Consider the following 23581-nt stretch of genomic DNA (forward strand, 5'->3'; position numbering starts at 1 on the left):
GATGGCATATCTCTACTACCATATTTGCCACAAGGCGCAAGAATGGTAGAATGATAACAAATATTTGCTTAAGGAGCATTTACACAGGCAGGTAGAGAGGTTTTTTGAATGTCACAGTTGCACTATCATGCCCAGCCAACCCTACGAGATCCCCTGGTAATCGCCGCGTTCCGGGGCTGGAACGATGCCGCAGAGTCGGCGACGCATGCCATTCAATATCTCGCTGACCGCTGGTCATCCGAGAAAATTGCCGAGATAGATAGCGAAGACTTCTTCATTTTTACAGAAACGCGGCCAACAGTCAAGATTACCGACGACGATAAGCGCGTGATTGTGTGGCCCGACAATGAATTCCTGGCCTATAGCGCACCCGATCTAGAGCGCGATATTATCTTATTTCTGGGGACCGAGCCACAACTCAAATGGAATACCTTTGCGCAAAGCTTCTTAAAGGTCTGTAGGAACTTTCGCGCCTCCGAGGTGATCTTGTTTGGGTCGATGCTCTCAGATGTCCCCCACTCGCTCGCGGTCCCCATCACGGGGGCTTCGTACGATCCCGCAACACTTTCACGCCTGGAAGAGATGACGCTCCCTACCTCTGGATATGAGGGTCCCACCGGGATTCTCAGCGTGCTCCATGAAGTCTGCCACCAGGCACAAATACCAACCACGATGTTCTGGGCCGCTGCCCCCCACTACCTGGCAACTACCCCCAATATCATGGTCTCGTCTGCCCTACTCACCACGCTCAATGGCTACCTATCTCTAGACCTGGACCTCGATGAGATCCAGGCTGAAGCCAGGCGCTTTAGTTCCCGCATTGATGCCATGGTTGCGCGCAATCCAGAGGCTGGCGAGTACATTCGCCAGCTTGAAGAGCAGTTGGATGAGCTAGAGAACGAGATCGAGATTGAAATTGAACTGGAGGAGGAAGACGAGGATGAGGCGGATTCCCACCGCGAAGAGCAGTCAACCCCTCTGCCAAGCGCAGATGTTTTGATCGAGAATATTGAGGCCATGTTACGGATGGAACGGGAGCATCAGGGCCTTCCCTATCACTCTGATGACGATGAGAAAGATGTAGAATGAATAAAGAGCTTCATAGCCTCGAAGAGGTATTGCAACCACGCTCAGTCGCGATTCTGGGCGCCTCGCGTTCCCCCCAGAAGTGGGGGCATGTCGCCGCGCGCCAGTTGATCGAAGGGGGCTTCGCCGGTGAGGTCTACCTCATCAATCCTACCGTGTCCGAGATCCTGGGACGCCCCACCTATCCCAGCCTGCGCGATGTCCCTGGTCAGGTAGACCTGGCCGTGATTGCGACCTCGTTCCCGCACGTTCCCGGTTCCATTGAGGACTGTATCGCTAAAGGCGTGAAAGGTATTGTCCTGATCACCGCTGGCTTTAGCGAGACGGGTCCCGAGGGGCGCGCCCTGGAGCAAGACCTTGTGGCCCGCTGCCGCGAGCATGGCATTCGTATCATCGGTAGCAACTGCATGGGTCTCTACGTGCGTCGCTCCAAACTCAACGCGCTGGGAATGGTCTTCCCGCTCCCTGAAGGCCCCATCGGCCTGGTCTCGCAGAGCGGCAACCTTGGCATGTATTTCTATGCCCAGGCGCACCTGGATGGCTGCGGCTTCACCACATTCTTGAGCGTTGGCAACTCCGTCGATGTCTCCTTCCCGGAATGCATGCAGTACCTGGCCGATGATCCAGAGACCAGCGTGATCGCAGGCTATGTTGAGTCCATCGAAGAGGAGACCCTGCGCCAGGTCACTAGAGACATGCATGCGCGTGGCCATTACAAACCTGCCGTGATCCTGCTCAGCGGCGCGACAGAGGTGGGTGTGCGCGCCTCCCTGGCCCATACGGGCTCCCAGGCTCGCGTGCGTCCAGATAGCGATACCGGCCTCTTCGCCAGCGGCGTCGTACGCGTCCTGCGCTCAGACGAGCTCTTCCCCGTGGCTCAGGCCCTCGCGCTACAGCCAACGACCCCTCAGGGTGGTCGACGCATCGCGATCATCGGCGATGGCGGCGGTAGCTCGGTCGCCTCTGGCGACGCCGTGATCCGCGCCGGCCTGGAGGTTCCCGTCCTCAAAGCCGAGACGCAGGCGGCCCTCCGCGAGCTTATGCCCAGTCGTGCGACCTCGACAAATCCCGTAGACGTCGCGGGCGCCGCCGATGAGGATCCCCTCTCCTTCGCCCACCTGGCCGAGGTCTGCGTCAAAGATCCCGATGTCGATGGCGTGATCATTACGGGACTCTTCGGTGGCTACCGCTGGCTCCTCTCGGAGGACTTTGGCCCACGCGAAGAGGCCGCGGCCCGCGCGCTTGGCGACCTGGTGCGCCAGTATGGCAAACCCATCCTGGTTCAGACCATCTATGCGCGCCACGATATCCCCGCGCTGCGCATCCTGCGCGGAGAGGGCGTCCCCTACTACGAGTCGGTCGAGATCACCTGCCGCGCCATGGCCGCCCTCTCCGAAGTCGGCCAGTTCCTGGCCAAACAGGAGAGCACGGCTCCAGCCTCACAGGCATCCATTCGTTAATAGAGCTTATAGCGTGAGGAAAGGGATGTGGGCGGCAAAGCCGTTTGCCGCCCACATCCCTTTCCTCACGCTATAAGAATTTTTCGGAGAAGCCACGGCCTATGGTGGTGGCTTCTCTGACGATGCGCTCGATGAGTTCCTGGGTCGAGGGGATATCCTGTATCAGGCCCGCGACCTGGCCACCCCAGACGAAGCCCTCATCGAGCTCGCCCTCCAGGGAGGCACGCGTGTTTACCCGCCCCTGGATGTACGGAAGCAGGCGAGCCAGGCGCTCCGGCGGCGCGAGCTGCTCCTGCTCCATCTCGGCTTCAAGCGCCAGGATCTGCTCGGCAGCCTTCCCTTTTAACACACGCGCCGGGCGCCCGATGGCGCGCTCAACCACTACAGTATCCGTCTCTTGCGCCTCGACCAGCGCCTGCTGGTAGGCGGGATGAGCATTACTCTCCTGTACCGCGACGAAACGCGTCCCCAGTTCAATGCCTTCCGCGCCCAAGGCCAAGGCCGCAACAAGCCCTCGTCCATCGGCGATGCCTCCGCTGGCCAGGACGGGAATGCTGACCGCGTCCACCACGCGTGGAGTGAGCACCATTGTCCCAATATCGTCGCGCCCAAGGTGGCCGCCACCCTCAAAGCCTACGGCAATGATGGCATCCGCGCCCAGAGCTTCGGCCTTGCGCGCCGCACGCCCCCCCGCGACCAATACCATCGTCTTCACAGGGACGCCGCTCTGCTGAATATGCTTTAAGAGTGGCTCGGGATTGCCGCCGGTGATGCTAATGACGGCCGGGCCTTCCTCAAGGGTGACATCCAGAAACTCGCCCAGGGGAATGTGACCGATAGGAAAATTGACGCCAAAGGGCTGCGCCGTCAAACGCTTCGCCTGCTGAATATTCGCGCGCAATTCATCGGGAGTCTTAAAGCAGGCGCACCCAATCTGCCCCAGTCCGCCTGCATTAGAGACCGCCGCCGCAAGCTCGGCAAAGGAGAGATGGGCCAGCCCTCCTTGCACAATGGGATAACGAATACCCACCAGTTCGGTAAAACGCGTTTGTATACGCTCGGGAAGTGACGACATCGCTGGCGTACTCACTTTCTTTTTGCCAAATTAGATGCAGAAATAAAACGTGCCTGGAATGTTGTATCACATTCCAGGCCGTTGTTTCAATTGTCCCCCTCTTCACATTCTTTAAGGCTTGCTTAGTGCATGACCAGGTTGAAGGCCGCCGCCCCGAGCAGGCTTACCACCAGGATGGCTGCGCCAAAGGCGACCAGAGTTTTACGCATATAATTATTCATGGTCTCGTCATGCATTCCAATACCCAGATAGAAGAGGTCTTCTGCCTCGGTGTTGGCCTCCTGGCTCAGGGTCACCGTGGCAAGTTCGCCCATGCGGCTGCGCGAACTGACCACACCTCTGGTATACAGGAACACATTTACAAACACGCCGCCTACGACAAGGGCAACGAAGAAGATTAGAGCGATCAAACCGACCATTGCTTGCATAGTTACACCGTCCCTTTTTTGTGTCTGCCTGAACATACCAGTCTGTTTACTACTCCACTTGCGTGGTTGTTCGCACTTTCAATTACCTAGACGCATACTACACAAGGTGCTAAAAAAAGAAATGCCTCCATTTTTCTTCAATGGAGGCATTTCGTAATGATTTTGTCAGAAAAGCGTAACTTTTCGCGTCACATTCAATACAGTTGGCGCGCTACAAGCCTATCAACGTCTCTTTCCCATACCAATCCTACAAAACCACCGTCACTTTCCGCTGTGTTCCTCCACGCAGAAATCCAATGGTGACTTTTTCGCCAGCTTTGTGGGTTCGCACGATACGCTGCAAGTCCCGAGGCTCGGTTACAGGCTCCTCATCGGCTGAGAGGATAACGTCCAGGCGCTTGAGCTGAGCCTGGTCCGCTGGACTCTGGGAGCGAAGCTCAAGAATCTCCATGCCCCAGCGCTGCTGGAGTTGTAAAAGCTGGCGCAGCGACTCCTCAAGCGTGACACGCATGCCGCCCACGCCGAGCGAGACGCCCTCGGGCCTGGCGGAGCGCTGGGTGGCGATCTTTGCCACCACACCCTTGACTGTATCGAGCGGAACCGAGAAGCCCAGACCCTGAGCCATTGGCATCATGGCGGTCGTAATTCCAACCACGTGCCCCAGGCTGTCTACCAGGGGACCTCCAGAATTGCCGGGATTGATGGAGGTATCTGTCTGAATCAGGTTGGTCATCTTGGGAGTGCCTGGAGCCTGCAAGGTGCGTCCCAGGGCGCTGACCACGCCCGCGGTGACCGTCCAGTTTAAGCCATAGGGATTGCCCACCGCGATCACCAGTTGACCAACCCGCAGGGGCGAATGGCCAAGTTCGGCCACTGGCAAGCGCTCAGCTCCGATACGCAGAACCGCGACATCGACAGCGGGATCACTTCCCATTAAGCCTGCATCGAAGGTCCGCCCATCCGCCAGGGTCACCTTAATATGGCGCGCCCCCTCGACGACGTGGGCGTTGGTTAAAATTTGTCCATCAGAAGCAAAAATGAAGCCCGAGCCGATTCCTCCCCGCAACTCGGGCGGATAGCCATAGGAGCGAGAACGGCGCGTGGCATGCTCGACATCGATACGTACAACCGCAGGTCCAACCCGCTCAGCCGCCGTTGTGACCGCGTGCGAATAGGCATCTAACGCCAGGGCATCTTTTTCAAACGTACTCATATCACATCGTGCTTTCTCGTGGAACCCGATCATGCTACGTATGTGCGAGGCTACAACTCAATAAACTTGATAGGTATTATATCACAACTGCTGAGACCAGAGTATCAAGGGATAGGTATTCTCTGGGGAGTGGCGTGATCGATAGGTGTTGCCTATCGATCACGCCACTCCCCAGAGAATACCAAATCTCTTACATCTGCGATTATTGGCTGGTTGATTGCGTTATCCCTAGTAGAAAAGAAAAAGTAAGTTTCTTTTCTTTTGACGGTATAGGAACTGTGCCTGGCAAGACAACTGTATGTTTTGTCGTTCTATTACTCCGGAGGATTTGTGAGAAAAGGCTCGCGGCGCAAAATGGCGCCATTTCTCGCCCGCCTGGGATGTGCTGTCCTACTGGCGACGCTTACATCGATGTTTATCTATCATAGTAATCCCGTTTCGGCGGTGTCACAGACTGGGCGCCATATCTTACCCAGTCGCGCGATTGCTACGCTCAAACGCTACAAATCCACACAAGAAACTAGCAAACAGAAACAACTACAACTCTCGATCAGTCTCAATCTCCGCAATCGAGCAGGCTTGGACGCGCTGATTGCGGCCCAGAACGACCCCAAATCGCCATCTTATCATCATTACCTGACGCCCCAGCAGTTTACAGCCGATTTTGGCCCAACGCAGGCGACGGTGGAGAGCGTCGTCTCCTACTTGAAGGGCCAGGGATTAACGATTACCTCGGTCGCCCCAAACAATATGCTGGTGAATGCAGCCGGATCAGTAGCCACGGTTGAAAAGGCCTTTGGCGTCACGCTCAATGACTACCAGGTCAATGGGCGCGTGGTCTATGCGCCTACTTCTGATCCGACTATTCCGGATGCGCTGAGTACCACGATCCTGAACATTGAAGGATTGGATAATCTCGTTCGCTATCATCATGCAACTCTAACACAACAATCCAGGCCAGCGACTGGCCCAGGGAAAGGCTACACGCCGACAGAGCTGCGGAACGCCTATGATGTAAACGCGTTGATGAGTAATGGCGGCACCGGCGCTGGTCAGACGACGGCTCTTTTTGAGCTCGATGGCTATAATCCCTCCGATATTTCGACCTACCTCGACTACTATCATCTCGGCTCTCCCAAGTACTCGAATGTGCTTGTGGATGACGCGACCAATACCCCTGGCGATGGAGCGGTAGAGGTCGAGCTGGATATGGAGGTTCTCTCAGCGCTAGCGCCCGATGCCACGCAGAAGGTGTATATCGGTCCCAATACCGTTCCTGGTATAAATGATACATACAACAAAATCGTGACCGATAACCTCGCCAAAGTCGTCAGTATTAGCTGGGGAATATGTGAGCTGTACTCTGGTGACGCGGAACTGACAACACTGGACAATATCTTCGCGCAGGGTGCAGCCCAGGGCCAGGCCTTCTTTTCAGCATCGGGTGACTCTGGCGCCTACGATTGTCGCGATGGCTCCACTCTGGCGGTCGACTCCCCCTCTGATGATCCACACGTGGTGGGCGTTGGCGGTACCAACTTACAGCTTCAAAGCGATGGGACCTACGGCAGCGAGTCAGCGTGGAGCAATGAGACCTATGGCGAAGGCGGCGGCGGTGGCATCAGTGCTCACTTTACGCGTCCAGCCTACCAGGCAGGCACCAATCTTACGAATCTCAATCGCGAGACGCCCGATGTATCGGCGGATGCCGATCCAAAGACCGGCTATTCCATCTACTGCACCACGACGGATGCTATCTGCGCCCAGGGTTGGGGAGCTGTTGGTGGCACAAGTGCAGCGGCCCCCCTATGGGCAGGTCTCGCCACCGATATGAACGAATACCTCTCTCACCAGGGCAAACCAGGTCTCGGTGGCGCCAGCGCCAGCTTATACGCCCTTTACAACACGCCACAGACTTACAGCGCCTACCACGATGTCACGTCGGGCAATAACCTGTATTACCAGGCCACTTCAGGCTATGATAACGCGTCTGGTATCGGCACCCCTGACGCCTGGAATATCGCGCGAGATCTGCTCACCCTGGCACCAGGCGGAGATCATGGTTCAACGCAGTTGTTACAGAATCCTGGCTTTGACAATGGCTCCCAATCGTGGACAGAGCATGCTTCTGGCGCGTATGAGATCGTTGATACCACACAAGCCCATGCGGGAGATACGAGCGCCGATCTCTGTGGCTACGCAACATGTAACGATAGCATCGGGCAGACGGTTACCCTGCCCGCCAACACCACTAAAGTTGTGCTCAGCTACTGGGTCTATGTCAGCAGCCAGGCCACGGGGCGCAACTGCACCGACGCCCTCACCACACGCCTGCGCACAAGCAATGGGACCATCATTACCACCCCTCAGAAGTTGTGCAACACGCAGGCCTCGGGCTGGAAGCAGTACACCTTTGACATCACATCGGCGCTTGCCAGGTATGCCGGAAAACGCGTTGAGGTCGACTTCCACGGGACCACGACATCTTCGACTGCGACGGCCTTCTTCGTTGATGATGTGGCGTTGACGGCTACCCATTCTTGAAAATAGAGGCAAACCATGGATAGAAGAACATTCAAAGGAGTTTACGGTATGCGACCTCTGTTCACAGGCTCCAGATGGAGAATTACAGCCTGGCAAGCACGCTTTTCCTGCATAGCATTGCTGGCGGTGTGTCTGATGATCGGGGCATTTCTAGCGCCCTCCATCGCCAACGCGCAGGCGGCACCGACATCAACGCACCAGATCCAGCTTGCGGGGCTGACCATGATTGACCAGCAACACGGCTGGGCATTCGATGAGAGCCATACCCATATCTATGTGACGCATCAGGGACCCGAACACTGGCGCGACGTGACGCCATCACAGTTCAAAGCGACAAATATGTTCGTCACAACGTCATTCTTCCTGGATGCCTGGCATGGCTATATTGGAGCTCTACAAGATCAAACACAGATTCTTCTCAGCACCCAGGATAGTGGTCAGACCTGGCAAACAACATCCTTTACCCTTTCGACCCCTGGTGGGCCGTACTACTTCTATCAGATTAACTTTCTGGACTCCCAACATGGCTGGCTCGCGTTTAGCGCTCAGGGTTCCCATCCAGGATCGTCCGTGATCGCATTATTGCGCACCAGTAACGGCGGTAAAACCTGGGAGACCTTACTGAATACCGTTGATAATCCGGCGAGCCTGGCCCGTCCATACGGCCAGTCGATCCATTTTACGTTTGCCAACCTCCAACAGGGCTGGGCAACGGGCATCTGGCTCTCAGGCGAAGTCTATCTCGCTAGCACCCAAGACGGTGGCAAAACCTGGAACAAAGACAGCATTGCGCCAATCAAAGGGGCCGATAGCATCTATTTTACGCAAAGTTACGGGCCATTCTGGCAGAACAGCCGCACTGGAACGCTTTTCGTGAAATACGATACAAGCTCTGGCAACGGCATGCCTCACCTCACCACCTACCAGACACAAGATGGGGGCAAGACCTGGCTGCTGGGACCGTCTTCGCCCTCTACCTGGTACACGGAGTTTACAAGCTTTAGCTTCCCGAATGCGCGAGAAGGCTTCAGCTTTGGCTTTGATGGTCAGGGTCAATTTGTCCTGCACCACACCAGCACCGGCGGTCGAACCTGGGATCTCATTCACCCGAACGGGCTGCTAAAGCCGGATGTGGATAATCAGGTACTAGGTGGTTTAACCTTCCTCACCCCCCTGACAGGTTGGGTATGGATCAAAGATAGTCAGAACAACTGGAACCTTTTCCAGACCGATAACGGTGGCCATAACTGGCATGCCCTGCATCCAGTTGCTGACTAGCCTTCTTAATACAAATAGAGAATGTGGCGCTGGAGATCGGCTGAGCCGATCTCCAGCGCCACATTCTCTATTTGTATTAAGATTTCTCCAACCTTTCAGCCATGTGCTGCGTATTATATGTGAGGCTGTGAGAGAACGGTCACAGTCATGATTAGCAGCTAGCAGATGAGATTAGCATATAAAAACATACTTATGCAGCATATGCAAAAAGGAGAAAATACAATGGCACAAGATCCACGCGAAGGCTATACTGATCGCAGCAATATTGAGCAGAAAAGCTATGGTGTTGAAGAGCTCCAGGTCGTTGGCGAACAACTGCTGGCCAAGGTAAAAGAGCTTATCCATGAGGGTAATGTTCGCCGTATTATCATTAAGCAGGATGGCAACTCCATTCTGGAGCTTCCTCTGACCATTGGCGTCGCGGGCGTTCTCCTCGCTCCAGCCCTGGCAGCGGTCGGTGTCCTGGGCGCGCTGTTGACGCAGTGCTCCATCGAAGTCGTGCGCACCGATAGCCCCGCCGACTATATCGAGCGCAAGGTGGAAGAGATTCGCGACGACGTTCCCCCAGCCCTCTAAGGAGGAAAGTTTTCAGAAAAAAGTGCGTGGGAGATCTTGGGCGAACACCCGAGACCTCCCACGCACTTTTTTCTGAAAGTGTTAGCCTAGCTTGACCACGGTGAGGATGCGCCCATTGACGACCTCGACCCCCTGCTTGACGCGTGGGAAGGCCTTGACCTCGCTGACGGGAAGGACCAGGGCGTGCTCGCCTTTCTCCCCATTGCGTCCCGTCCAGCCAAGCAGCAGGTGATCCTGTTCATTTACCAGCATGCTGAGCAAGACGCGGTCCTTGTCGCCAATCTCGGTAGTGACCACACCACCAGTTGCACGTCCCTTCTGGGGATACTGGCTAACAGGTACCTTCTTGAGCGTGCCCTGCTCGGTTACGACCAGCAGGCTATTCAGCTCTGGCAGGACTTCGCCCGTGGTCTCGTCGACGACGGTCCCCTGGGGCTCGTAGTAAGAGGCGCTCACGACGACGCCACCTCCCTTGGCGAGGGCGATGGCCGCGACGCCCTGGCCGACACGGCCCTGAGCACGCAAGGCCTCGTCACTAAAACGCAGCGTCTGCGCATAGTCGGTAGTGACAAAGTACTCGCCCTGTCCACGTGAGAGCAGCGCCGTGACGACGCTATCGCCCTCGGCCAGCTTCATATCTTGCGCGCCATCGATATCGACCGTTTTGTACTCGCTCAGTGGCGACTTCTTGACCTTGCCCAGGCGGCTAAAGGTGACCATGTAGCGATCCTCGTCATAGGCATCTATGGGCACAACCGCCACGATCTCTTCACCTGGCGCCAGCTCCAGCAGATCGCGGATGACCTCGCCCTTGGCGGAACGCGTCACCAGGGGCAAGCGATGGCTACCGACCTGGAAGACACGCCCGGTCGAGGACATACACAACAGGTAGTCCCGCGTGGTGGTAGCGACCACCTGGCGCAACTGCTCATCGCCACGGACAGGATTATATGCAAGCACGCCATTTTTCTGCTTGGGCTTGAAGGTATCGGGCGCAAGCGCCTTCAGCGTCCCAGGAAAGGCAAAGGCGACGGTCAGTGGCTCACGCTCATGCAGGCTGGCCACATGAGTGATGGGCGCGTGGGGCTGCCCCTCAACATCAATGTAGGTGCGGCGCTCATCCGCAAACTGGCGCATGAGCTGCTGCATCTCCTTCTTCAAGAGAGAGATCAGGGCACGCCGGTTCGCGAGCAGATTCTCTAGCTCCTCGATGCGCCGCTGCAACTCATCGCGCTCGCGCTGGTATTTGCCACTATCCAGTTTGGTAACCTGCGAGAGTGTCATCGAGGCGATGACGTCCGATTGGATCTCCGTCAGAGAGTAGCGCTCTTCAATGGCTCTACGGGCGCTGGCACGATCCTCTGACTGCTGGAAGATTTTCACGATCTCTTCCGCGTGCGCGGCACCAGTAATCAGGCCCTCAATGACATGCAGGCGCTCACGGGCCTTACGCAGGTCGTACTGCGCCCGGCGCGTAAGCAGGTCGAGCTGGTGCGCGTTCCAGTAGTTGAGCAGTTCCAGCATCCCGGTCTGTTTGGGCTGGCGTGCGGCCTGCATGGGTGAGCCAAAGAGAAAGACCATCTGGAAGGAGATCGCGATCTGGAGATCAGTTTCGCGATAGAGCTGCTCCAGCGTCTGGGCTGCGTCCACGTCTTTGCGCAGTTCCAGCACGATGCGCGTCCCCTTCTCGGTGTCGCTCTCGTCGCGCAGATCGGCCATCATTCCTTCGAGTTTGCGCGCGTTAAAGGCCTTGATAATGGAAGCCTTGACCTTGTCACGTCCAGTGGGGGGAATCCGGGTGACGACGAGCGCGCGACTGCGCGGCGTCTCCTCCAGGCGCACCTCCGCTCGCACAATGATACGTCCCTTGCCGGTAGTGAAATAATCGCGAATGCCCTCGGTACCGATGATATGGCCCCCCTGGCTAAAGTCAGGCCCTGGAATATAGCCCATCAGCTCATCGACGGTCATATCGGGACGGTCCAGCAGGGCGATACAGGCTCGCAGCACCTCGCCCAGGTTATGAGGCGGAATGTTGGTTGAGAGGCCAACCGCGATACCACTGGAGGGATTGACGACGGGCGGAATGCGTCCAGGTAGATAGTCAGGCTCCTGCACCCTGGGATCCTGCTTATAGGTTGGATGCAGGGGAACCGTCTCGCGCTCCATATCGGCCATCAAGGCCTCCGCGAGCGGCGAGAGGCGCATCTCGGTGTAGCGATAAGCCGCCGGGGCATCGCCATCCTCGCTACCCATGTTGCCCTGCCCTTCAATCAGCGGATAGCGCATGGTAAAGGGCTGGGCCATGCGGACCGCCGCATCATAGACCGAGGTATCGCCGTGTGGATGATAATTACCCAGGATCAGGCCCACGACCTCGGCGCTCTTGACCGTAGGGCGGCTGGCAAGGTAACGTGCCTCGCGCATACCCGCCAGAATGCGGCGCTGCACCGGTTTGAGACCATCGCGCGCATCTGGGAGAGCGCGATCCGTGACCACGGAGAGGCCATAGGTCGCAAAGGCCTGGGCCATGATCACGGAGAAATCTTCTTGTATGATACCCGTTTCTACGGTTTTCTCTGTATTTTCACTCACACTTGCCATCTTCCAATCGCACCATGCAGGAACCCCTGGCTTTAGATATGGGGAGGAGCATGGCGCACTCCTTTCTGTGTATATTCATAGCCATCGGCTCGTTGCACACATCGCATATATTTGGGGTGAATATCTCTCTTCCCAAGATGGAACGAAGGACGATGACGAATCGCTATTCTTCCCTCAAATGTCCCCTTTGGGGTCACCGCTTTCACCATATCCCCGGTACGATAGCCAAGAAAGGATTTTACGCGTTTCTTATGCTTCTCAGGAAATCCATAGGGGTCAGGGACACACATTTGGCGTGATCCATGCCCTGTCGCTGTCATGAGTAAAGGCACAACCCCTTTCACCTTGAGCGTCTCAGGTGTACTTTTGCCAACGCAAGCAGCATCAAGCCAATGGGATTTCGGCAACGTTCGTGTCGTGCGGTTATATTTCGTCAACCCTCCACTTCCACATTCCACAGGCAACCCGAAGGCTTGTAAGCGTTCCCACAAGGCCCATCGTGTCGTATTGACCGCCGCCGCGTCCTGTAACGGCTTTTTGGCTTGTGCCAGAATCCGTGTGAGGACCTCTGGTTGCTTGGCAAGAAACACTCGAATATCTTGTGTTCCTTTGGCTTTGTTGCAAGGTTCACAGGCAAGACACAAGTTGCTTATTCGATTCGTGCCTAACTTGGCGCGTGCCTGGATATGTTCAATTTGGAGAGGAATATTCTCTTTTCCACAATAGGCACACGTTCGCTTCCACTTTTCTAATAAGTATTCTCTCACCTCATATCCAGCCAATGTTCCTTGCTGATACTCAATCCCTGCTATATCTGGATGCTCCATCGCTTGCATATCAAATCTGACAAGTTCCTGGCTTAGCGCTGTAATGGGAGCATAGCGACACAAGCGAGCGACCCACGTCAGAATATTGGCAAGGCGACTTTCTAATGATGGGGGCAACCATCCTTGTTTGCGTCGCCTATTGTGGAAACGTGGTTTTCTGTAGCGCGTCTTGCGGTTGCGCCTCCCACAACGCCGAGCGCGGCGACGCTCCATGTCTCCTTTGACGGCATAACCACGATGGGAGAGTTCAGCCGCAAAGACCACGTTTCCCGTCTGGTCATTCACGATGGCAATGCCGGTGGTTGTACTGCCAGGGTCAAGCTTAAGGCGTAATGGGTGCACCTCTGGCTGATCGACCACCCGTTTGAGAATGATCGTGAAAGGATATCTTCTATACACGGATGCTTTTCCCTGGGTGAGCAAACATCTTGCTCGTGCTGGATGGACCGGATTTAAGGGTTTGTAATCACTATCAATCACGAAGACATTGCTCAAGTTGAGCCTCCTATTGCTAGGGTAATGGTTGCCTCGACAAAGATAGAGAGCGGTACTTTTCCCTGAGCACTGGCTTCACCTCGTACACCTGTTTAACCCAGGGATTCTAGAGCTACAGGCTGGCACGCACCTGTAGGTAGGAACACAAACACTTCTCATCTATCGTAGCTCGATGACCTTCTCCACAAGGGAGAAAGCCCAGGGCTGAGTCTGGTCAAGTCCAGGCTTACTTGCGTAAGCCTCTAGCTTTCGCTAGGGGGTTCCTGACCGTTTACACGTCCAGTTCCTTGATCTTACGCGAGTGTTCCGCCAGGAAAACGCGACGGCGCTCCGCGTTTTTATCCTCCATCAGCTCAGTCACCAGTTTCGCCGCCAGGACGCCATCCTCCATCGTTACCCGCTTGAGCGTACGCCGTGCCGGGTCAAAGGTGGTATCGCGTAGCTCCTTCGGGTTCATCTCGCCCAGGCCTTTGAAACGCTTAAACTCCAGGTTCTGCGCGTCGGCATGGGTACGTACAAAGCGCTCACGCGCCTCATCATTGAGCAGCCAATGCACCTTGCCCTTATACTTGACGGAGTACAGGGGGGGACAGGCAATATACACATGCCCTTGCTCAATCAGATCGCTAAACTCCTGGTGGAAAAGCGTCAGCAGGAGGCATTGGATATGCAGACCATCCACATCCGCATCGGTCGCGATAATAACCCGGTTGAATTTGAGACGGCTAATATCAAATACATCGCGTGTGCCGGTTCCCAGCACATTGATGATCGTGCGAATCTCTTCATTCTCGACGATACTCTTCAAATCGGCCTTGGCCACGTTCAGGGGTTTGCCCTTGAGCTTTAGGATGGCCTGGAACTCGGAGAAGCGCCCCTGACCAGCGCTACCACCCGCCGAATCGCCCTCGACGATAAAGAGTTCCGCGCGCGAAGCATCGCTGGTGTTGCAACGCAGAAACTTCTTTGAGAGCGAGGTATCGATCATCTCATTGTTCTTCTTGGTGCCCGCCCGCGCCAACTCCTCCACCAACTGAGCCTCGTTGCGTGCCTTCTGCATCTGCTGAATTCTCTTCAGCCACTCTTTTCCAGCCACGCTATTCTTCTCAAACCAGTCCTTCAGCCCCTCGTCAACGATTGAACGTACGATGCCTTCAACGGGAGCATTGTTCAGGCGATCCTTGGTCTGGCCCTGGAACTGAGGGTTGGTCAGCTTGACCGAGATCACGACGTTTAGGCCCTGTTGAATCACCTCTGGCTTAAAGCCATCGCGCTCGCGATTCTTGATCACGCTCAGCTTGATGGCATAGTCATTGATGACCTTGGTTAAGGCGGCCTTAAACCCGCTTTCATGCACACCACCATCGCGCGTACGCACGGCGTTGGCATAGCTATAGAGCGCGGTTTTATACCCTGTGGTAGGCTGGAGCGCAACCTCGACCGAGACATTGTCCTTCTCTTTGGCGATACCAAGCACATGCTTGAACATGGGGGTATTCGCCCCCGAGGAGAGGTCGCGCACGTAGTCTGGCAGGCCCTCACGCGAATAGTACACGCGCCGTACCTGCTCGCTGAGGCTCTCATCCCAGGCCTCAAAATGGATGGTTACACCGCGATTGAGATAGGCGGCGGCCTTCAAACGGCTATCGATGGCTTCAAGAGAGTAGTAGACATCGGGATCAAAGATGGCACGGTCATATGCCCAGCGCAACTGGGTACCGTGTAATTTGGGGTCGCAAGGCTCAATCTGGTGTGGCAACGCGGTGCCACGACTAAACAACTGGCTAAAACACTGCCCATCCTTCCAGATAGTCAGTTCCAGTTTCTCTGAAAGGGCATTGATGACGGTCGAGCCAACACCATGCAGACCGCCCGCAGTCTTGTAGGCACCTTCAGCGAATTTGCCGCCTGAATGAGGTACTGTCAGGATAACCGTTGCCGCGGGCAGGTAATCCCCCTGGTAAAGCATAGGGTCAAAGGGCAGGCCTCGTCCTTCATCACGTACCGTGACCCAGCCCTCCCGATCAATCGTTACCCAAATCTGCTTGCCATAGCCAGCCACAGCCTCATCAACAGCATTGTCAAGCGCCTCCCAAATCAGATGCACCAGTCCAGAGGTAGATGTTGAGCCAATATACATCCCCGGGCGATGTCGAATGGCGGAAATACCCTCGAGCACCTGGATATCGGCAGCAGAGTATGCTGCCTGCTTCCTGGCCTTGGGTGCCTTCGACTCAACGCTATGTGTGTGTTGTATTTCTTCTCTATCTTCGTCTATACTCCGCGTCGCTAAGAATGAGAACTCCTGCTGCTGAAGGTCTGACTCATTCTGCATGGAAGGGAGTGCTTTTGGGGAACGAGACATCTAACCCTATACCTCTTTCAATGCGTTAATTGCCTAATCAGCATACAGCCTTAAACATGGAAAGTCAAGATAATCGCTAGCAATTTTGGATCAAAAGTTCTATCAAGCAAATTCTTTTTGTTCTTAGCATATCTGGTAATCATGCCGGGACGCAAGATTAGCGCATGCACATGTTAGAATAGAGACGCCAATTTGGCAACTGGGGGTAGCACGAACGGCTGTGGTATACTCAACCATCCGTGCCTCATATTCGTAGTATTAGACAGCAAGGATAGAATTTCACCGGGAAAGGGCGCGAATATCATGAAGCCAATCACAGGTCAGTATGAGTGTCAGCATCGCTCAGGGGTGGGTCTAGACTACTTTACCTCCCTCATTGACCGCCTTATTCTCCAAACTAATGGGCGCTTCATCTTGATTGTCCAGGATCGCAGTCGCCTGGCCCATATGGCCCAGTCCTTCATCAAGGGCGAGCAGACCAACGCCACGGCGCCCGCCGCTGAGATCCGGCGTGAGGGGAATTTTTATCAGCAGGGCTCGCTACTAACCCTACGCTTTGATGATGGAAACCAGGAGCAAGGACAGTTGACGCCGCAAGAGGATAGCATCCAGTTGGGGAAGAACCTGTTCGCGAAGGTCTCAGACTCGCCATCCCTGCCCTCGATGCAGCGCATGAAAAAGGATATGGACGACATCGCTAAGGGCATTAAGATCGCCACGACGCTGGGTGGAATGGCCGTCAAGGCCGCGAAAACCATCAATGACACGATTCAGAGCACACAGAAGCCAGATCCCGACGCCCAGATAGCGGGTCCGAGCCAACCTACAGCAAATCCAAACTATCCCGGGCAGCCAGGGCAGAACGTCGCTTCGCCTGCGCCCCAGCACCAAACTATGCCCACGCCGCCTGCGCCACCATCCGCGCCCCCCGTTGTCAGCCAAAATCAGGCGCCAGCAGCCAGTGGGCAGCCGATCTATTGTGAGCAGTGTGGCAATCGCTGTCGACCGGGGAAGCGCTTCTGTAATCGCTGTGGCGCGCCCCTCTTCTAGGTAGGCGCACCAGCCACCAATTCAACGGAGCGCGTTGTAGGGTCCATGCCAAGCATGGACCCTACTTTTGCTCGCGCATCAAAGTATGATAGGCCGCGATGATACGCTGCATCTGCTGGGGATCGCCTCCTCGGTCCGGGTGGTACCGCTTGGCCAGCAGGCGATAGCGCTGTTTAATTTGTTGAGGAGTCGCGTTCGCAGGCAGGCCCAGCACCGCCAGGGCCTGCTGGCGCTGCATGAGCACACGGGCTGGATTTGAATTGCTCTCCCAGAGCGCTTTCATACTCAGGCGCAGCATCTGCCATAGTAAGGCGCCCAGCGATTTTGGCGGTCGTGTACTCATTGTTCTCTCAATCTAATCTAATCTGATATGCACATTCTTGGCATGACGCCTCGCGCCTGCGGCACTCGCCCTGGTTAGTGGTGTGGTGGCCCCTGGCGACCTGCGGCCGCCAGGGGCCACCACACCACTAACCATACTATACCCGAAACAGCGCTAGAAATGAAACGCTACACTATGCTCAACCGTGAATGATATACAGAAGATAAGATCCTTTTTCTTGTGTTTCCTTTATCTTTTAGAAAATGCGGATAGCAGATCGATCACTGTATAGTATCCAACGGGAGATGCAATTATGGCAAGCGGCATAAGCAATATGGAGAGTGGGGCGCACAAGAAAAAGAGCGCGACACAGCACCTCCTCCGCGAGGCGGAAGCGGGCGGCAAGACCTTCCGCGAATTCCTGACCAAATTTAATAACGACTGGTCGTCGGGCCTGGCGGGCCTGCTGGCCTATAACATTCTGATGTCGATAGTGCCTATCGCCATTGCCTTGATCGCCATCCTTGGTTTTGCCCTGGGTGGTGTCACCGATACACAGCAACTTATTAACCAAGCAACAAGCTTCTTCCCAATCGCAGGGTCGAACAAGGCTGCGCTCAGCCTGGCGATTACGCAACTGCAGAAAAACGCCGGTTGGTTGACGATTATCGCCGTGGTGCTGGCACTTTTCAACGGCTCCAACCTGTTTGTGACCATAGAGAACTGCCTGGATATTGTCTACCACGTACGGCCACGCCCTATGATACGCCAGCGCCTGGTCGCCATAGGCATGGTACTGATCTTTGTCTTTCTCATCCCCATCATGGTCTTTGCCTCGTCGCTCCCCACCCTTATACTCGGATTACTGCAAAATAACCCGGCATTGAAGAGCATTCCCTTTGTATCAACCATCGCCGCAAACCCTGTGCTCTCGTACCTGGCAGGTTTTGGCGGTAGCATCCTGGTAGGCTTTATACTCTTCGAAGCCATTTACGTTATCGTCCCCAATCAACATATCAGTTGGAAGAATAGCTGGAAGGGCGCGCTTGGCGCGTCGATTGCCCTGGCTCTTTTCCTGGCACTCTTCCCAATCTATGCGCGTTTTGGCCTGGGCAATTATACCGGCCAGGTGGGCTTCGCGATCATTTTCTTGATCTTTTTCTACTATTTCGCCATGATCCTGATGATTGGTGGCGAGATCAATGCCTTCTTTAGCGAAGGCGTACGCCCTCTCCCCAACAACCTGGTAACGTTTGTCAGCACCATGGCGGGCAAGCTCAATAAAGACATTCCAGAGAAAGAAGCTGAGGCAATTGTAGATATCAAAGCCACCGAGCTTGCCGACCGCCAGCATGTCGCAGAAGCGCGGAAACAGGAGGAGCAGAACCAGCACCGCAACCAGGAGAAAATCTACCAGACGCCAGGTTACCTGCAACACGGTTCAGCCGGAAAAGCCCCCGCAGCCAAACCAACCAGGAGGGGCATGATCCTACAGGTGGCCGCTGGCTCCATCGTCGCGGTCTTGCTCGAATGGTTCCGCCTGCGCCAGAGACATTAGATGCTCAGTAACCTCGGCCGCGAGTCCCTGTCCATCCAGACCATCGGCGAGAAGCGCGGCTCCTAGCGCACACTCAAAACCTTCAGGCTCGCTTGCCTCACGGGGAAAACCATAGACCTGGTAGAGATCCCCGAGGCGAGCGAGCATCTTTTCGTTTACCAGTGGCACCGTGGCTGTTGATCCCGCAAGCGTATAGCCTCGATCCAGCAACACGATATCTTCGATGTGGTGGATAGCTATAAGCGCTGCGAGGTCCTGGCGTAGATCCTCTTCCAGCGCTATGGCTAGCTCCTCGCTCTCAGCCTGCTCGGGCGAGAAATAGGTGAGCGGCTTCTCGCCATAATCATCGATGATACACCCATCATAGATCACCGTAATATGACGCGCTGTACTGCTCATGTCAAGCAAGAGGAAGCGCATCTCTGGCCAGACCGCCTCACGCTGGCGCATACGGTAGAGCAAGGTCGCCGCCACACTGAGGCGATCAGATCCGCCCATCTGGGAGCGATAACGCTTGCGAAAAGCCGGCACGTTCGACAAGTAACGCACACTCGGCAGGCAGTAGCTATGGTTATTGTAGGCGCTTAACGAGACGAGAAAGCGTTGTAGCGCATCGTGCTCCTCAGCGCTAGCTGCGGTACAGAGTGATAGGGGTGCCTGTGTCTCCTGCTCAAACGTAGCTAAAGGACACAGGCCCGTTTCTAGTTGAGATGCCAGGGCCAGAGCTGGCTCGGGATAGCAGGCACAGAGACGCGATATATACTCGGCGAGCAGCTCGCCCGTGGCGAAGGATCTGTACTCTATGGGCTTTCCCTGCTCCAACACGCAGAGACGCCAATCACCATGGCGATACTCAAGACCCAGGCTTATATTCATGCTCTTCAATTCATCTCCCATGTGTGAACACAACACCTTGAAACACGCAGCGCGTCCAATGCTGTATTCCTTCGTTTTCCTTGACGTAACCTGTAAGAATCTGTTACACTTTCACTCAATTAGATGAGATGCCTCATTCACCCAATGTCGCCGATGAACTCCTGGTTCTAGTGACAGAGTGTAGTGGGAATGCACGTGCTTTTTTGAGGTCCATGTAGCTTCGGAAGAGGTCGCAAGTATGCCTGGAGAGCAATCTATATCGACAAGTAATGAAGAGCACATTCGACTGAGAAACGCATTGCGCGAGAGCGAGTTGTTGCGCGAACTCTCAGAACTGCTAGCCTCTTCGCTGGATCCGACCCATATTTTACAGATACTCGTGCGCCGTACCACAGAAGTGTGCGAAGTGCAGCGCTGCGCGGTCTGGCTCCTCGACGAAGCCCAGATGTCCTTTCTCCCCTCAGCCTATCACCTGAACGCCTCAAACTTTCCGCCGAAGGCGCTCCAGGCCGCCGACCACGTCTGGCACCGAAGTCGCTTTCCCTTTCATGATCCTATTGTACAACACCTCGTACAACAACAACCCTGCCTGGCACTTAGCGATCTCGCCAGTACATCCAGTTCCCACATGCTCCTGCTCGCCGATAAATTTCTGGTGCGCTCGATCCTATTGATCGCGCTCTTGCGTGAAGGCAAACCCGTAGGCATCATGTCGCTCGATAATCCCCAGCAGGAAACGCTTTTTAGCGCGGAACAACAGCAGTTGGCACGCGCCATCGGCCAGCAAGCTGCGCTCACCATTCATAATGCTCGCCTCTATCAGCAAGCACAGAGTGAGCGCAAGCGCGCCGAACGCCTGATCCAGCGCGCCCGCTCTATTTACCAGGTCGCTATGGCCGTCAACTCCGGTGAGGAGTTGGCGACTGTCTTGCATATTGCCACACAGCACCTCCAACAGGGCTTTGGTACGGGCAAGGCGGCCATTGCGCTTCTCTCCCAGGACATGACCCTGAGCGTGATGAGCCAGGGCGAGTCAACCGCCTCAACACCCAACGAAGGCCCACACCTGCCAGCGTTATCTCACTGTCAGCAAGCGGCCACAACGGGGAAGACCTACTTTATTCCCTCCGATCAGGCCACTCCACATGAGCGTGCCTGGTTTCAGCAACTTGGTTTTGAGCAGGTCCTCGTGGCTCCCTTGATGGGGAATCTTCCCCGCCAGCATAGTCGGCGGACGGCGCGAGGCGAGACCTCATGCCTGGGACTGGCCTTGATTGGCTTTCCCCTGCATGCACGTGCCCCCTCGCAGGGATATCGCGCCTTTGCCCTGGATATCGCGGCTCAGTGTGCCCTGGCCATCGAGAAAGATCATATTTTGCAGGAGGCCCGCCAGGCCGCCGCCCTGGCGAATGAACGCGCCAATACACTTGATGTTATCTTCAACGCCATGAGCGAGGGCATCCTGGTCCTGGGTATGCAAGGGGAGACCATTCTCAGCAACCATATGGCCAGGCGCTACCTGGAAACCTCTTTTGACGCGCAAATTGACCTCTCCAAGCTCCTTCAACATCGACATATTTCAACCTTGCGCGGCAAAACCATCCCACCTGAGCGCTTCCCGATTGTACGCGCACTGCGTGGCGAGTATATCCGTGGCGAGCGCTATGTGACGACAAGCGCCGATGGCTCCGAGCGTACCATGGAGATCAATGTCGAGCCGCTCCTAGACGATCAACAGCAACAGATTGGCATCGTCAGCGCGTTTCGGGATATCAGCGAACAGATACGCAGCGAACGGCGCGTCCGGCGCGCACTGGATACCATGCTCCATGCCGCCGAGGCGGTTTCGGGCCTGACGAACCTTCACGATATGCTACAGAGCCTGCTGGGAAAAACCCTGGCTTCGCTGCATTGTGATCGCGGTATGGTCCAGCTCTACAACCAGGAGCAGCATGTATTTGAACCCTATCTCTCCATTGGTTTCGCTCCAGAGGAGGAGGAGCTCTGGCAGCAAGAGCAACAAACCTGGCTTATGCCAACAGAAGGACAGTACACGGGATTTCGGGAACACCTGCTGGCCGGGCACGCGCTCCAGGTCAGCGCAGAACAATGCCCGGAGCAGCCTAATCCCTTCGCCGAGACCATGCTCATCGCGGCTCCCATTATGCATCATAACGACCTCCACGGGGTTATTCTGCTCGACCGCTCGACCACGCTGCGCAGGGAGCAGCATCCACAGGAGGGCGCGACACGTCCCCTGCGCCACCCGGTCTTTAATGTCTGGGATCTCGCGGTCGCCGAAGGTATCGCGCAGTTCGCGGGCCTAGCCATGGAGCAGATGCACTGGCAAAAGGAGGCAACCCTCGCCCGCACCAGTGAGGAGCTTATGCGCCAGTCAAACGATCTGAAAGACGAATTTCTCGATATTACTGCCCATGAGTTTCGCACGCCGCTCACCATTATCGTCGCCCATAGCCAGATGATGGCGCGCCTGCTCCGCAAGCATCAACTTGAGCCAGTGCTCCAGGACAAATTGCATGAGAGCATCGCCACGATTGATCAACAGGGCCATCAACTCACTAACATCGTCAATACCTTCCTGGAGGTAACGCGCCTCAATCGGGGCCAGATCGTGCTCAATACAGAAGAACTTGATGTCCAGCGTATCGTTGAGCGGACGGTCGCCGAGCATGCTATGACCTCGCCCATGCATACCATCACCTGCCAGGTTCAAACAGGCGCGCACCCCTACCTCATCCTGGGTGATAGCGCCCGCCTCTCCCAGGTCTTTGCGAACCTCCTGCAAAATGCGATAAAATACAGTCCGTTCGGAGGATCTATTACTGTTACCTTGCAGCAGACACCTAACGCCAGCGGGGATCCCTTTGTAGAGATACGCATACAAGATCAGGGCATTGGCATCCCCCTCGATGCCCAGGCACGCCTCTTCGAGCGCTTTTATCGCGCCCCCAATATCGAAGGGAACAAGACCAGGGGTGTGGGCCTGGGGCTGTATGTCGTGGCGCAATTTCTGAGCCTGCATGGTGGGCATATCTGCGTCGAGAGTAGTGGTATTCCGGGCGAGGGCAGTTGTTTTATTCTCACCTTACCCTTAGTAGAAAGATCTGACATCATTGAAGCCTGAACTTCGCTCCTGGATCGTGGAACGCGCCAGGGAGGTACTGGAACAAGAAGAGTGTAAGGATGCATCACATGATTTTGACCACCTACTTCGTGTCATGTCCCTGGCAGAGACGATTCAAGCCAGGGAGGGTGGTGACCTGTCCGTTATCTGGGCCGCGGTCGCATTTCACGATATCGGGCAGGAGCGCGAACGCCTGCATGGTGGCGACCATGCCGAGATAGGCGCGCACATGGCCGCCGACCTGCTCGCGCATACCCACTTCCCCCAGGAGAGCATTCCCCTGGTCCAGCAGGCCATTCGCGACCATCGCATGACAGGGGGCCAGATTCCGCGCACCCTCGAAGGACGTATCCTCTATGACGCAGATAAGATTGATTGTCTAGGCGCAATTGGGATCGCGCGCCTCTTCTGCATTACGGGACGATACAACCAGAAGGTCTACTCAGAGGTTCCCCCCGAGGTCAGTCAGCCCGTCGATCCCCTCCTCGTCCGCAAGCTCCGTCGGCGCCCCGACTATTCGCCAAGCATCGAGTTTGAACTGCTCTTCGATGCCATGCCCCAGCGCATGACGACCGCGACTGGCCGCGAACTGGCACAGGAGCGCTTTGACTATATGGAAAACTTCTTCCAGCGCCTGCGCCAGGAAGTACAAGGAGAGCTATAAAGATACAGGATGTGG

The 23581-nt window shown here is 55.8% G+C and carries 17 protein-coding genes; 9 read left to right on the forward strand and 8 right to left on the reverse strand.

The genetic code is table 11. From position 1 onward, the window contains the following. Positions 1-108 precede the first annotated feature (108 nt). Together KRAC_RS59275 and KRAC_RS59280 are read left to right on the forward strand one after the other, a co-directional pair. Positions 109-1089, forward strand: a complete 981-nt coding sequence (locus KRAC_RS59275; protein WP_007923414.1) for a PAC2 family protein — start codon at positions 109-111, stop codon at positions 1087-1089. Then, positions 1086-2546 carry an acetate--CoA ligase family protein gene (locus tag KRAC_RS59280; protein WP_007923416.1) on the forward strand — a complete coding sequence of 487 codons (1461 nt, stop codon included), beginning with the start codon at positions 1086-1088 and terminating at the stop codon, positions 2544-2546. The genes KRAC_RS59275 and KRAC_RS59280 overlap by 4 nt, the downstream gene beginning before the upstream one ends. 70 nt (positions 2547-2616) lie before the next feature. Here the strand turns inward: KRAC_RS59280 and KRAC_RS59285 are convergent, their stop codons facing one another. The 3 genes from KRAC_RS59285 to KRAC_RS59295 form a co-directional block, all read right to left on the reverse strand. Continuing rightward, positions 2617-3621 (reverse strand): NAD(P)H-dependent flavin oxidoreductase, encoded by a 1005-nt coding sequence (locus tag KRAC_RS59285; RefSeq protein ID WP_007923418.1) that lies wholly within the window; start codon positions 3619-3621, stop codon positions 2617-2619. A gap of 122 nt (positions 3622-3743) precedes the next feature. Beyond that, a complete protein-coding gene (locus tag KRAC_RS59290; RefSeq protein ID WP_007923420.1) occupies positions 3744-4049 on the reverse strand; it encodes a hypothetical protein in 306 nt (101 codons plus the stop codon). A 247-nt stretch (positions 4050-4296) separates the two neighbouring features. Next, positions 4297-5262: a S1C family serine protease gene (locus tag KRAC_RS59295; RefSeq protein ID WP_007923422.1), complete on the reverse strand. Its 966-nt coding sequence runs from the start codon at positions 5260-5262 to the stop codon at positions 4297-4299. Positions 5263-5616: 354 nt separating this feature from the next. Here KRAC_RS59295 and KRAC_RS59300 point away from each other — a divergent pair, with 354 nt between their 5' ends. The 3 genes from KRAC_RS59300 to KRAC_RS59310 all read left to right on the forward strand — a co-directional run bounded on the left by KRAC_RS59300 (position 5617) and on the right by KRAC_RS59310 (position 9660). Then, positions 5617-7806, forward strand: coding sequence for a S53 family peptidase (locus tag KRAC_RS59300; protein ID WP_052569448.1), 2190 nt, complete (start codon positions 5617-5619; stop codon positions 7804-7806). A gap of 48 nt (positions 7807-7854) precedes the next feature. Further along, a complete protein-coding gene (locus KRAC_RS59305) occupies positions 7855-9084 on the forward strand; it encodes a WD40/YVTN/BNR-like repeat-containing protein (protein WP_007923426.1) in 1230 nt (409 codons plus the stop codon). A 222-nt stretch (positions 9085-9306) separates the two neighbouring features. Then, entirely contained in the window at positions 9307-9660 is a 354-nt protein-coding gene (locus KRAC_RS59310; protein WP_007923430.1) for a DUF4342 domain-containing protein, read from the forward strand. A gap of 81 nt (positions 9661-9741) precedes the next feature. Here the strand turns inward: KRAC_RS59310 and KRAC_RS59315 are convergent, their stop codons facing one another. The 3 genes from KRAC_RS59315 to KRAC_RS59325 all read right to left on the reverse strand — a co-directional run bounded on the left by KRAC_RS59315 (position 9742) and on the right by KRAC_RS59325 (position 15951). Continuing rightward, positions 9742-12255 carry a DNA gyrase/topoisomerase IV subunit A gene (locus tag KRAC_RS59315; protein WP_211221571.1) on the reverse strand — a complete coding sequence of 838 codons (2514 nt, stop codon included), beginning with the start codon at positions 12253-12255 and terminating at the stop codon, positions 9742-9744. Between the two features lie 41 nt (positions 12256-12296). Next, complete coding sequence (iscB, locus tag KRAC_RS59320) at positions 12297-13586, reverse strand: RNA-guided endonuclease IscB (RefSeq protein WP_007923434.1); 1290 nt, start codon at positions 13584-13586, stop codon at positions 12297-12299. Positions 13587-13857: 271 nt separating this feature from the next. Beyond that, positions 13858-15951 (reverse strand): DNA gyrase/topoisomerase IV subunit B, encoded by a 2094-nt coding sequence (locus KRAC_RS59325; protein WP_211221573.1) that lies wholly within the window; start codon positions 15949-15951, stop codon positions 13858-13860. A 303-nt stretch (positions 15952-16254) separates the two neighbouring features. On the opposite strand from KRAC_RS59325, the gene KRAC_RS59330 reads away from it, so the two are divergent. Then, positions 16255-17001, forward strand: coding sequence for a zinc ribbon domain-containing protein (locus KRAC_RS59330; protein WP_007923438.1), 747 nt, complete (start codon positions 16255-16257; stop codon positions 16999-17001). A 61-nt stretch (positions 17002-17062) separates the two neighbouring features. On the opposite strand, the gene KRAC_RS59335 is transcribed toward KRAC_RS59330, so the two are convergent. Further along, positions 17063-17344 (reverse strand): J domain-containing protein, encoded by a 282-nt coding sequence (locus tag KRAC_RS59335; RefSeq protein ID WP_007923439.1) that lies wholly within the window; start codon positions 17342-17344, stop codon positions 17063-17065. A 292-nt stretch (positions 17345-17636) separates the two neighbouring features. Between KRAC_RS59335 and KRAC_RS59340 the strand changes: the two genes are divergently transcribed. Next, complete coding sequence (locus KRAC_RS59340; RefSeq protein WP_007923440.1) at positions 17637-18881, forward strand: YihY/virulence factor BrkB family protein; 1245 nt, start codon at positions 17637-17639, stop codon at positions 18879-18881. Here KRAC_RS59340 and KRAC_RS59345 read toward each other — a convergent pair. After that, on the reverse strand, positions 18813-19757 hold the full coding sequence (locus KRAC_RS59345; protein ID WP_169461085.1) for a DUF1464 family protein: 945 nt from the start codon (positions 19755-19757) through the stop codon (positions 18813-18815). The genes KRAC_RS59340 and KRAC_RS59345 overlap by 69 nt on opposite strands. Positions 19758-19995: 238 nt before the next feature. Here KRAC_RS59345 and KRAC_RS59350 point away from each other — a divergent pair, with 238 nt between their 5' ends. Together KRAC_RS59350 and KRAC_RS59355 are read left to right on the forward strand one after the other, a co-directional pair. After that, a complete protein-coding gene (locus tag KRAC_RS59350) occupies positions 19996-22902 on the forward strand; it encodes an ATP-binding protein (protein WP_007923442.1) in 2907 nt (968 codons plus the stop codon). Beyond that, positions 22892-23566 (forward strand): HD domain-containing protein, encoded by a 675-nt coding sequence (locus KRAC_RS59355; protein WP_007923443.1) that lies wholly within the window; start codon positions 22892-22894, stop codon positions 23564-23566. Before KRAC_RS59350 ends, KRAC_RS59355 begins: the two co-directional genes overlap by 11 nt. The last annotated feature ends 15 nt before the right edge of the window (positions 23567-23581 follow it).

It is taken from the genome of Ktedonobacter racemifer DSM 44963 (genome assembly GCF_000178855.1).
Classification (GTDB): domain Bacteria; phylum Chloroflexota; class Ktedonobacteria; order Ktedonobacterales; family Ktedonobacteraceae; genus Ktedonobacter; species Ktedonobacter racemifer.